Source organism: Maribacter aquimarinus (assembly GCF_047345505.1).
Lineage (GTDB): Bacteria > Bacteroidota > Bacteroidia > Flavobacteriales > Flavobacteriaceae > Maribacter.
This window is the reverse complement of sequence record NZ_JBLFEO010000009.1, coordinates 50502-62521: the sequence shown is the minus strand read 5'-3', so window position 1 is coordinate 62521 and position 12020 is coordinate 50502. Positions and strand designations below refer to the sequence as shown.

Annotated in this window: 12 protein-coding genes; 2 read left to right on the top strand and 10 right to left on the bottom strand. The window is 51.1% G+C overall.

From position 1 onward, the window contains the following. The first annotated feature begins 114 nt into the window (after positions 1–114). Positions 115–810, top strand: a complete 696-nt coding sequence (locus ACKWCC_RS08450; protein WP_413995480.1) for a hypothetical protein — start codon at positions 115–117, stop codon at positions 808–810. Between the two features lie 121 nt (positions 811–931). Here the strand turns inward: ACKWCC_RS08450 and ACKWCC_RS08445 are convergent, their stop codons facing one another. From ACKWCC_RS08445 to ACKWCC_RS08400, 10 genes are all read right to left on the bottom strand, one after another. Beyond that, positions 932–2095 (bottom strand): sigma-54-dependent transcriptional regulator, encoded by a 1164-nt coding sequence (locus tag ACKWCC_RS08445; protein WP_413995479.1) that lies wholly within the window; start codon positions 2093–2095, stop codon positions 932–934. Between the two features lie 9 nt (positions 2096–2104). Further along, positions 2105–3013 (bottom strand): DUF6268 family outer membrane beta-barrel protein, encoded by a 909-nt coding sequence (locus ACKWCC_RS08440; RefSeq protein ID WP_413995478.1) that lies wholly within the window; start codon positions 3011–3013, stop codon positions 2105–2107. 1 nt (position 3014) lies between these two features. Next, the gene (locus ACKWCC_RS08435; protein ID WP_413995477.1) at positions 3015–3905 is read right to left on the bottom strand and encodes a mechanosensitive ion channel family protein; all 891 of its coding nucleotides are present in this window, start codon (positions 3903–3905) and stop codon (positions 3015–3017) included. Next, positions 3905–5239: an ABC transporter permease gene (locus ACKWCC_RS08430; protein ID WP_413995476.1), complete on the bottom strand. Its 1335-nt coding sequence runs from the start codon at positions 5237–5239 to the stop codon at positions 3905–3907. The genes ACKWCC_RS08435 and ACKWCC_RS08430 overlap by 1 nt, the downstream gene beginning before the upstream one ends. A gap of 2 nt (positions 5240–5241) precedes the next feature. Beyond that, positions 5242–6168: an ABC transporter ATP-binding protein gene (locus ACKWCC_RS08425; protein ID WP_413995475.1), complete on the bottom strand. Its 927-nt coding sequence runs from the start codon at positions 6166–6168 to the stop codon at positions 5242–5244. 227 nt (positions 6169–6395) lie between these two features. After that, the gene (gene dnaJ / locus ACKWCC_RS08420; protein ID WP_413995474.1) at positions 6396–7517 is read right to left on the bottom strand and encodes a molecular chaperone DnaJ; all 1122 of its coding nucleotides are present in this window, start codon (positions 7515–7517) and stop codon (positions 6396–6398) included. A 9-nt stretch (positions 7518–7526) separates the two neighbouring features. Then, positions 7527–8087: a nucleotide exchange factor GrpE gene (locus ACKWCC_RS08415; protein ID WP_413995473.1), complete on the bottom strand. Its 561-nt coding sequence runs from the start codon at positions 8085–8087 to the stop codon at positions 7527–7529. A 415-nt stretch (positions 8088–8502) separates the two neighbouring features. Further along, the gene (locus ACKWCC_RS08410) at positions 8503–9462 is read right to left on the bottom strand and encodes a TIGR01777 family oxidoreductase (protein ID WP_413995472.1); all 960 of its coding nucleotides are present in this window, start codon (positions 9460–9462) and stop codon (positions 8503–8505) included. Positions 9463–9585: 123 nt separating this feature from the next. Further along, positions 9586–10254 carry a tRNA (5-methylaminomethyl-2-thiouridine)(34)-methyltransferase MnmC2 gene (mnmC2, locus tag ACKWCC_RS08405; protein WP_413995553.1) on the bottom strand — a complete coding sequence of 223 codons (669 nt, stop codon included), beginning with the start codon at positions 10252–10254 and terminating at the stop codon, positions 9586–9588. 1 nt (position 10255) lies between these two features. Next, the gene (locus ACKWCC_RS08400; RefSeq protein WP_413995471.1) at positions 10256–10768 is read right to left on the bottom strand and encodes a DUF4920 domain-containing protein; all 513 of its coding nucleotides are present in this window, start codon (positions 10766–10768) and stop codon (positions 10256–10258) included. 111 nt (positions 10769–10879) lie between these two features. Between ACKWCC_RS08400 and ACKWCC_RS08395 the strand changes: the two genes are divergently transcribed. Then, positions 10880–11947, top strand: a complete 1068-nt coding sequence (locus ACKWCC_RS08395) for a branched-chain amino acid aminotransferase (protein WP_413995470.1) — start codon at positions 10880–10882, stop codon at positions 11945–11947. The last annotated feature ends 73 nt before the right edge of the window (positions 11948–12020 follow it).

The window sequence follows — 12020 nt, the reverse complement described above, 5'->3', positions numbered from 1 at the left end:
CCCTCTGAACGTAAAAATGGCCCCTGCGAACGAATAAAAATGGCCTCCCTGAACATTACCGCTACCTTTATCCCTGTAAAGTCCCAAATTTTACAAACCCAAATACCTACTGTCATGCGTAACGTGCGCCTTTTGGCCCTTGGCCTTTCCCTACTGTTGTTTTCTTCCTTCAGTCCCAATTTGGAATGTGAGTATGCAGGTTCCAACATTGGTTTTGCCCAGACGCAAGCTATGAAGGCCCTGAAGAACACCGACCTGAACAAACTTCGTTTTTTTGCCTACAAGGCCTTGAACGCCCTGGAAAAATCTAAAGAACAATTGGAAAAGTGCGGGTGCAGCTATGCCTCCAAAAGCATGGCCGAAACCATAAGCGACCTTAAAAATGCGGTGAAGTCCGAACAGTTGGGCACGGCACAAATCTTGTTGTCCCGGGCCGTGGACCACACCAATGTGAGCCTTGAAGCCCTGGCAGAGCACCACTTGCACGGGAGCAGCTATGGCAAGGATGTGTTGGTGCTGAACACCACCGATGCCGAGGAGCGCTCCAAGACCTTGGACAATGGCAAGGTGAAGACACTGAACGACAAAATAGACCTTTCCCTTAAAAAATATGAGGCCTCGCTCCAAAAAATAGTAAGTACGGTAAACTGTGGGGAAGCCCTGGCGTTTGCCAAGGACATCTATGAAAACAGCGAGGCGCAGCTATTGAAAACCAATCTGAGCGAAGGGAAAAAATACTACTACCTACGCACCAAGGAAATTACGGCCGCTGCCATGGAAACACTGGCAGATTGCCCAAAGGAGCTGTAACAAACTGCCCGGACCACCCTCGCCCCAGGGCCCTTGCACCAAAGCACCGAACGCAGCGAACCTCCCCGATCGCGGCCGGGCACAACCGGTCTGTAAAAAAAATTACCTATAGCCAGCGCCATCACTTGCTGGCAAAGAGCTTCACATCGTCTTCGGAGACCTCATTGCCCCCCAGGATGATCAAACGCTCCACCACATTGCGCAGCTCGCGTATGTTGCCGGTCCAATCATAGGATTTCAACAGTTCCACCGCTTTGTCCGAAAAGCTCTTCACGGCAGTGCCATGCTCTCCCGATATTTTTTTGGAGAAGTGCTCGATCAACAGGGGAATATCGTCCCTGCGTTCGTTGAGCGATGGTACCTGGATCAAGATGACCGCCAAACGATGGTACAGGTCTTCTCGGAAATTGCCCTCCTCAATTTCCTTTTTAAGGTCTTTGTTGGTCGCTGCCACCACCCTGACATTTACCTTAATGTCCTTGTCCGTGCCCACTCTGGAGATTTTACTTTCTTGCAGGGCACGCAAGACCTTGGCCTGGGCAGAAAGGCTCATATCGCCAACTTCATCCAAAAAGATCGTGCCCTTATTGGCGGCTTCAAACTTACCGGCCCGATCCTTTACGGCAGAGGTAAAAGCTCCTTTGACATGGCCAAAAAGCTCACTTTCAATAAGCTCTGACGGTATGGCGGCGCAGTTCACTTCAATGAAGGGTGCCTTGCTCCTATCGCTCTTTTCGTGGATCCAGTGGGCCACCAGTTCCTTACCGGTACCGTTGCCACCGGTTATGAGCACCCGGGCATCCGTGGGGGCCACCTTATCTATAATGTCCTTGATGGCGGTTATCTCCGGGCTATTGCCCACCATTTCATAATTCTTGCCCACCTTTTTTTTCAGGGTCTTGTTCTCCGTGACCAGTTCCTTGCGATCAAGGGCATTTCTCACCGTGGTCAAGAGCCTATTAAGATCGGGGGGCTTGGAGATGTAATCAAAGGCGCCAATGCGCATGGTGTTCACCGCGGTATCCAGGTCACCGTGGCCGGAAATCATGATAAAGGGCACCTCCGGTTTGATCTTCCTGGCCGCCTCCAGCACTTCCACCCCATCCATCCGGGGCATTTTTATATCGCAGAGCACCAGGTCATAGTCATTGTCCTTCACGGCCTCCAAGCCCTTTAGCCCATCTTCTGCCTCGTGCAGTTCATAGGCATCACTTTCTTCGGACAGTATCTTTACCAATACCCTTCTAATGGCGGCCTCATCCTCAATTACCAATATTTTCGACATATTTTTTATTTATATTCCTATTCTAAAACCCGTTCTAAGATACAAACTGGGCCCATCGTTGAGCGTAAAGTTAGCACTTCTATCGCCATCCCGTAGCACACCGTTCTGGAAGATGGTGTGGCCCGCCATAAGATATACGGACATCTCCTTGGTAAATTTGTACTGATAGCCTGCCGCCCATAACAAGGACACACTGCTAACATCCGTGGCCAGGCCATTATTGCCCAACAAGATATCATTCTGCACGTTCACGTAGTAACCGTCCAGGAAAAACTCGGTTTGGAAAAAATGGTTTTTCTTGGTGAAGTACTTCAATCCGGTCTTTGGGACGCCAAGGATATAGGCCCATTTGGGATGGAACCTCTTTTCAAAATAAACCACAGGAAGCGGCACCCTTACCGGGGCGGTGGCGTTGTAGGAAAGGCCGAGCACCAATAAATAAGGCTTTTCCAAGTCCTTTCTATCGGTCAGTGCCCCCGCCGTAAAATTCACCACAAAATCTTCGCGCTGTGTGCCTTGGGTAAAGTTGGATGCCCACCTGGGCGTCACGGCCGCAATGAGCCTCCAATCCTTGTTCCATTGGTGCACGTAGGCCAAGTTGATATCGGCCACATGAAAATGCTCAAGTTCTTCGGGGTTGGGAATGAGGTTGGCGGGCAGGCCAAAACGGAACTTGTTGTACTCACCGCCAAGAATCAAAAAATCAGTCTTACCCACCCGTATGGGCAGGTTGAGCACGCCTTTGTAGCGTATGGTCTCCACATGGAGCCTATTGCTTGGCATGATCATGTACTCTGCCCTGAAAACATCCGGGGTCTGTGCGTGGCCGGGCCCCACAAAAAGGAAGAGGGCCGGATACAGGGCCCATAACAGGGCCTTCCCATAGGCAATGCTTCTTAAAGGTATCGGTGCGCGCAAATTATTTTTTTTGAATGATGTGCACATCGCGCTGTGGAAAAGGAATACTGATGTTGTGCTCCCTGAAGAGGGCATCTATCCTATAGCGCATATCACTTTTAACGCGGGGATCGGTAAAACTGTCGCTGATAAAAAAGTTAAGGGAGAACACGAGGGCAGAATCCCCAAAATCTTCAAAGAGCACAAATGGCTTGGGCGTTTTTAACAGGCCCTCATGCTCCTGGGCCACCTGCTCCAGGACCTGGGTCACCAACTTTACATCGCTACCGTAGGCCACACCCACTTGCACGTGCTCCCGGGTGATCTTGTGGTTCTGGGTGTAATTATAGATAATGTCGCTGATGAACTTGTGGTTGGGAATGATAATGATCTTGTCGTCCCTGGTGATGGCCCTGGTGGTGCGCAGCTTTATTTCCAGCACCTTGCCCACACGGTTGTTCACCTCCACAATGTCGCCCACGCGGAGCGACTTGTCCGTAATGATGAAAATGCCCCCAATGATATCCTGAAACAGCTCTTGGAGGGCCAGTCCCAGACCCACGAACAAGGCGGCCGAGGCCGTTATTAAAATGGTGATGTCAATGCCCGCGGCGCTCATGGTGAGCAAGATCACCACCAAATAGACCACGTACTTAATGAACTTAAAGATGCTGATGAACTTGAGCTTATCGTCCATTTCCATCTTGCGCGTAAAGAACTTGCGCACCCATTTAAGGACAAAAGTGGTCAACAAAAAGGCAATGGTGACCAATATGAGAAGCCCTATGGTAATGTGTATGGACTTATCTCCCTCCCCGAACCTGATGCCCATTTCCAAAAATTCCTTGATGGTGCCCCAGATGTCGTCTTCCAAAATGTCCTTTAACCTATCCGTGTTGTCTTGTGAGACCATCAGTACCTAAGCCATTTAAGCAGTTCCTTATAGCTGGGTTTTTTGCCGTACATGAGAATGCCCACCCGGTAAATCTTTGCCGCCAGCCATACAATGGCAATAAAGGTAATTATTAAAAAGACAATGGAGGCCACCAATTGCCATATGGGCACGCCGCCCTCACCGATACCGCCAGGCAAGCGCATGAGCATGACAATGGGAGAGGTGAGCGGAAAAAGGGAAAACCCCACCGCTATGGGCCCGTGCGGGTTGCTGAACACCGAAAAGAAACCAACATAGATGGCCAACATCAAGGGAAGGATAATGGGGAAGATGAACTGTTGGGTGTCCGTCTCATTGTCCACCGCTGCACCGATGGCGGCGTAAATGGAACTGTAGATCAGGTAGCCCAAGATAAAATACACCAAAAAGGAGGTTATGAGCATGGCCCAGGGAATGGCCATGATCTCCTGGGCGTACATCTGTAGGGAAGGGTCTATCTGCGGCATACCGGAATTGGCCGCGATGATATCTGCCCCCACATTGTTTTTTGTAAGAACGGAGGGGTCCAGGTCAAAAATGAGCAGGGCCCCCAAAAACAGGAACAGCCCCGACACGATCCAAATGGCAAATTGGGTAATGCCGGCCAGGGAGGTGCCTATTATTTTTCCCAGCATGAGCTGAAAGGGCTTAACGGAGGAAATGATGACCTCGATGATCCGGCTGGTCTTCTCCTCTATGACACTGCGCATGACAAACCCGCCGTAGATGATGATGAACATCATGATGAGGTACCCAAATCCCCCACCAATGATCGCTTTTATCTCATTGAGCCCCTTGAGGTTCTTTAGTCCTTGATAGGTAGAAATGTTCAACTCGTAACGGCTGTCCATTTCGGCAAAATCAGCCGCAGAGATGCCCAGTTCCCTCAGCCGCTCCTGACGCAGGCGTTCTTTTATGGTACGCTCCAGTTTGTCCAACACCGCAGTGTTGGGCGGGCCCTGACTGTAAAAGAAGGCCCGGTTTGCCACTTGCTCCACAAAAGGTGCTGCCGGCAAATACAAGAGGCCATAATACCCCATGTTCATGGTACTGTCCTTGGCCTGTTCCAGGGAAACGTCCGTGAAGTTCACAAAAGAGGTACTTTGGGTGGTAACGAACTCATTGCCAAAAAAATCGCTCTCGTTCAAAATGCCCACCACCCGCTTCTCACTGTCATTGAGCTTGGTGAGGTAAGCGATCAGTACGATCATGGCCACCATTAAGATGGGGCTCAGAAAGGTCATGACCACAAAGGACTTGTTGCGCACTTTGGCCAGATATTCCCGTTTTATGATCAGTTGGAGCTTGCCCATGCCTATTTTTTGTCTTGTACGGTTCGTATAAAAATATCATTGGCAGAGGGAACGGTCTCCACAAAACGGCTCACATTGCCCTGGGCGCCGAGAAACTGCAGCAAGGGACCGGCATTGGCATTGGGCAACTGCACGGAGAAATGAAGCTGCGCCTCGTCTTCCAGATATTGGGAAGAAATGACCTTGAAATGCTCTTGAACGGAATGGGCCAGCACCGCAGGTTGCCGCGTTTCCATCACCACATCGTACACATTCTTTTTATAGGCCCTTTTAATATCGGCCAAACGTCCGTCCAGTATTTTTTCAGACTTGTGCAACAGGGCCATGTACTCGCACAGTTCCTCCACGCTTTCCATTCTGTGGGTACTAAAAATAATGGTGGCCCCTTTTTCCTTTAGCGCCAGGATCTCGTCTTTGATGATGTTGGCGTTAATGGGATCAAAACCACTGAAGGGCTCATCAAAAATGAGCAGTTTGGGCTCGTGCAGCACGGTAACGATGAACTGTACTTTCTGGGCCATGCCCTTGGACAGCTCCTGGACCTTCTTGTTCCACCAATCCCCAATATTGAACCTATCGAACCAAAATTTCAATTTCTTCTTGGCCTCGGCCTTTCCCATACCCTTTAAACGGGCAAGGTAAAGTGCTTGTTCTCCCACCTTCATTCCTTTGTAAAGTCCGCGCTCCTCGGGCAGGTAGCCTATCTGTGCAATATGTTGGGCAGCCAAGGGCGCGCCGTTAAAAAACACGGTTCCTTCGTCTGGCCTGGTAATTTGGTTTATGATGCGGAGCAGGGTGGTCTTTCCCGCCCCATTGGGCCCCAAAAGTCCGTAGATACTGTTCTCCGGTATTTCCAGGGAAACGTCTTTTAGCGCGGTATGGCCTCCATATCGTTTAGTGACTCCATTGGCGACCAAGATTTTGTCCATTGAGGGAATTTGTTCAAAGATATTGAATTGTTTAAAAACAAGGCCAACGCAAATGGTTCCAAATGCAAGGGGCACAATGCCATTTGCAAATGGCCCAAAAAGCAAAACCCACCCTCAAGAGAATCGAGGATGGGAAAAAAATTGCTATGAAAAAGAAAATTAATATTGGCTTCCCAATATCAACACCAAATATACGGATTTTTTTTAATTGGAAAAGTTTTTCCGCACTAAGAGAACATATCTTTAACTTTTTCAAAGAAAGATTTGTCGGATTTCTCCGGTCTGGGCTCAAAATTCTCCTGCCCCATCATCCGCTCAAAGAATGTTTTTTGCTCTTTGTTGAGCTCTTTTGGGGTCCAAACGTTCACGTGCACCAAAAGGTCCCCACTGCCGTAGCCGTTTAGGCTGGTAATGCCCTTGCCCCTTAGGCGCAATATTTTTCCCGACTGTATGCCGGCCTCCAATTTTATGCGCACCTTGCCGCCCACGGCGTCAATTTCCTTGGAAGTGCCCAAAACGGCCTCCGGGACACTGATGTAGAGGTCGTAGTGCAAATTGTCGCCTTCCCGTTTCAAGGCGGGGTGGTCCTGTGTCTCTATGGCCACCAAAAGATCTCCTGGGACACCGTTTCCGGGCGCCTCATTGCCCTTGCTGGGCACTTTTAGCTGCATGCCCTCTTCCACGCCGGCCGGGATGTTGATGCTCACGGTCTCCTCCTGCACTTTTAGGCCCTGGGCATCTGCATCATTTGGTCTTTGGTCCAAAATTTGACCGCTGCCCCCACAACTGCTGCAGGTGGCCGCCGTCTGCATGCGTCCCAAAATGGTGTTCTGCACCTTGGTCACTTGGCCACGCCCGTTGCAAGTGCCGCAGGTTTTGTAGGTTACGCCAGAGGCCTGTACCTTACGGCGCACCTTAACCTTTTTCTCCACCCCATTGGCCACCTCTTCCAAGGTGAGCTTTACGCGGATGCGCAAATTGCTGCCCTTTACCCTGCGCTGGCCGCCGCCAAAACCGCCGAAGCCGCCAAAGCCACCGCCGCCCCCGAAAGCACCCCCAAAGATGTCCCCGAACTGACTGAAGATGTCGTCCATGTTCATGCCACCGCCGCCAAAGCCGTTGCCACCCTCGAAGGCGGCATGGCCAAACTGGTCATAGCGTGCCTTTTTGTCCGGGTTGCTGAGCACCTCATAGGCCTCTGCAGATTTTTTGAACATGGCCTCTGCATTGGCATCCCCGGGATTTTTATCGGGATGGTACTGCAGGGCCTTTTTGCGATAGGCCTTCTTTATCTCTGCCGTGGAAGCGTTTTTGGACACCCCCAATACCTCATAATAATCTTCTTTCATACCTGCATTTTAGTTTCCGACCACAACCTTGGGGTGGCGTATGATGCGATCGCCCAATGTAAAGCCCTTTTCCACCACGTCCACAATTTTCCCCTTCAGCTTTTTGTTGGGGGCGGGCACTTGGGTAATGGCATCATGGACCTCGGCATCAAAGGCATCGCCCTGTTTTACCGCAATGGCTTCCAAGCCCTTGGATTTCAATACGTCCCTCAGCTTTCCGTTGATCAGTTCCACGCCCTTGAACATTTCCTTGTCGTCTGACTTGGCCAGTTCTTTCAGGGCACGATCAAAATCGTCCATAACGGGAAGAAGGGAGGTCATCACGTCCTGGCCTGCGGTCTTGAACATTTCCACACGCTCTTTGGAGGTACGCCTCTTATAGTTTTCAAACTCTGCAAAAAGCCTTAAAAACTTATCTTTTTCCTTGGCCAGTTCTTCTGCAAGGCGCTCCTCTTCCGTCATTTCCCCTTCGGCATTGGCCTGTATTTCCTTATCGTCGTTTTCAGAGGTATTGGCCTCATTCTGAGGCGCATCGTCCTCCAACAATTCTTCTTTCTCTTTATTGCTCATGTTCCTTGGATATTAACTCAGTGCATTTTCAGTGGGCAAAAGTACTGCCATTTCCTTAAAAGTGTCAAAATGTCATCAAAGAAAAATGGAAAACGGACCATGAACCGGGACAGCCATCATGGCGCGGGATGGGGAGGCTGCAAAAATTGGCGTGCACCATCCCTGTGCCCCCAAAGACCTTGGGCAGCTTGCCATACCTGACCTTAGGGCTTTAACAAGACACGCTTTGGGCCAAGCACGCAACAGTGAACAACGGAATGTATTGAAAGGGGGGCCGTCCCAGACCCGGGACCATTTCCCGGAAACCAGGGGACGACATGGCGTGGTGCCTCCCCAAGCCTGGAAATGGGCATAAAGAACGTTGGGACCAAAAATGGCGGTAAAAAAGTGGGGCGTGCCGGAAGAGGGTGGTGGCTCAGGATATGAACTCCCTGTCCAGATCGGTCTTCACGGGCTTTGAAGCATCTGCCTTGCCGTATATCTCGTTCAGGGCAGAGCAGATATTGTAGTGATCGAAGACAAAACCTTCCTCCTCAATTTTTTTACTGCTCACGCGCTGGCTCGCAAACAGGATGTAAGACATATCCCCCAGCACCAATTGCATGATGGCCTTTGGCACATTGGGCAGGAACAGGGGCTTGGAGAGCACCTCGGCGATCTTTTTTACCAGTTTACTGTTGGTCACCGGGTTGGGGGCCACGCCATTGTACACCCCATCCAAGGCATTTTCCCCAATAAAAAGGAACATACGGGCAAGATCCTTGACGTGTATCCAGGATTGCCATTGGTTGCCGTGGCCAAAGGCGGCACCGGCAAAGTACTTGATCGGCCTGGCCATTTCAGGAAGGGCACCGCCGTTGGCGGACATGACCAGACCAATGCGCACCTTGGCCACCTTTACCCCGGGAAGGGCCAAGGTATCGGCCTCTTTTTCCCAGGCTTCCACCACCTCCCCCAAAAAACTGTTGTCCACGCCCGGGGCGTCCTCTTCATAAAATTTTTCAAGGGAAGAAGGATATATCCCTATGGCGGACGCGCTCACCACGGAGGTCACCGTGTGGCCCGCGGCGCCCATACCTTTCCTTAGGGTACGGAGGGAGTCTATTCTGCTGTCCAGAATCACTTTTCGATTGGTTGCCGTCCACCGCTGGGAGATACTGGCGCCGGCCAGATTGATCACCATCTGCACGCCTTCAAGACAAGCGGTGTCCATTTCCCCTTTGGCAGGGTTCCAAAAGAACCCCCGGTAACCGACCTCGTTTTTTATTTTTTCCCGTCTTGTGGTCAGGTAGTTTACCTCATACCCTTTTTCCCGACACACGGCCACAATGCTGCTTCCCACCAGCCCGGTGGCGCCTGTTACTAATACCTTCATGGGTTAAATATAGGAGAAATGGCCCTTGGCCCAGATGCGTTTAGTTTGGATTTAACAAAGTTGTTCAACTTTTAACAGGGCATTTTGCAAGTGCAGTGCCGGGAAGCGCCAATTCCTTGGCCGTTATCCCAGGGGTTTTGTGGCGCGCAGCATTTCCCGCTTACCTGGGGGTCCCGGCAGCCGTTCCACCAGAAGGCCAACGGCTTCCATGGCCCGTCTTACGCTTCCTTTGGCGGAATAGGTGACCAGGATTCCGCCGGGAATCAGTGCGGCTGCCATTTTCTGAAATATTGGAACGGTCCACAGTTCTGGCTGCACCCTGGCCCCGAAGGCATCAAAATAAATAAGATCGAACAGCCCAACGGCATCGATGTCCTTAAATAGGCGTTGTTGCTTTTCCAAAACAAAATGGGGGGCAATATCCAGAGGCACTTGCCATGCCCCCTGGTGCATGAGATCATAGGCTTCTTTCCACTCCTGGGCTTCCAGCCGCTCCACATGGTTCAACTGGGAAACCTCTTGCAAGGATACGGGATAGGCCTCCACACCAGTGTAGGTTACGCGCAGGTCCAACCTAGGTGCCTCCAGCAGGGTGATCAGGGCATTGAGACCGGTACCGAAGCCCACCTCCATGATGTTTATGGAACGCGCCTTAAAACGTCTTAGCCCATGGGCAATAAATACGTGATAGGCCTCCTGAAACGCACCGTGCTTGGAATGGTACTGCTCGTTCCAATCCTTGATCTGGATGGTCTTGGAACCATCTGCCGTAACAATGACCTCCCTTTCCAAACTACTGGGCCACCAATACCCCATTGGCCTCAAAGCCAAAGGTGCGCTTGGGATCGGTGATTTTTTCAATTTCCGCGGGCGTGGCTCCCGCATCTTCGGCATAGTGCCGCTGCTCATCCACCCCCATCTCATTGACAAAGGCCATACCGCTTACCACCACCTCCTTACCGGAGATGTCCTTGGGCACAAAAAAGCCGTAATCCTTGAACTTTACCATGGTTTCCTCACCATTGGCAAGTTCCAGCTTCATCCAACATCCCTTGTTCTGGCAAACCTCCTTTACCGTGGCCCTGAACTTGGCCTCCACGCTGTCCTTTGGCGCAATGGCCTGGAATGCCCGCAACATCTCGCTGGCATCCTTTGCCTTGGCATCGGCTATCTTCTCCCCAAAGGAAGCATAGGCCAGTGTGGCTTCCTCTTCCTGTACGGGCCCACTGGCCTCCTTGGATTCCCCTTGCCCCTTGCACCCGGTCAATACCGCCAATAGAACAACAAAAACGTTAAATCTTTTCATATCCGATAAAAATTGAAGTTACCATACAAATTTGGACATTTTTGACGACAAAAAGAAGAGCTGGTTCCCATAATTCATTATTTTTAATCCGAAGAAACAAAAGCAGCTTTTATGCAAACCAATGTAACGCACATAGCGATAGAACGGGCGGAAACCAGCAAGATCAATGAAGTGGATTTTGACAACCTTGCCTTTGGTTCCGTGTTCACGGACCACATGCTGGTGGGCAACTACAGGAATGGCGCTTGGGAAACCCCAAAAATAGTTCCCTACCAGCCCATAGTCTTGGAACCATCTGCGAAAATATTCCATTACGGGCAGTCCATTTTTGAAGGGATGAAGGCCTATAAGGACAAAAAGGGACAGGTTTTTCTCTTTAGGCCACTGGACAACCACAAACGCTTCAATATTTCTGCGGCCCGGATGTGCATTCCCCAGATCCCGGAAGCCCACTTTATGGACGGCCTCACTGCGCTGCTCCGTCTGGACCACGCCTTTATACCGCAAAAGGAAGGCAGCTCCCTTTATATAAGGCCCTTTATGTTTGCCTCCGGAAAGGGTTTCCACGCCTCCCCCGCAGATGCCTATAAGTTCATGGTGGCCTGTGCCCCCTCCGGAGCCTATTTTTCGGGTAAGGTCAGGGTGCTCATAGAGGAAAAATATTCCCGCTCGGCGAACGGTGGCGTTGGCTTTGCCAAGGCCGGCGGCAACTATGCCGGGCAATTCTACCCCACCGAACTGGCGGTAAAGAAAGGCTACAACCAAGTTATTTGGACGGATGACACCCACCACGAGTTCATTGAGGAAGCCGGTGCCATGAACATTTTTGTACGTATCGGGGACACCTTGGTCACCGCGCCCACCAGCGACAGAATTTTGGACGGCATTACGCGAAAGAGCATCCTACAGATGGCAGAAGACCTTGGGATGCCCACGGAAGTGCGCAAGATCAGTGTGAGTGAAGTGGTAAAAGCCGCCCAAGATGGTTCCCTGAAGGAAATGTTCGGGGCGGGAACGGCAGCGGTGGTCTCCCCCATCGCCGGCTTTGGCCACAGGGACAGGGATTACGACCTTCCCGAGCTCCAAGACCCGTATGCGACTAGGATAAAGAAGGCCATTACGGACATACAGTACAATTTGGCCGATGACCCCTACGGCTGGCGCTACCAAGTGATGTAGCTTGCCCCAAATGCCCCGGTAAAGGACCATTGGGACAATTGGCCCGGGAACCGCAAAACAAGGTGCAGGCCCT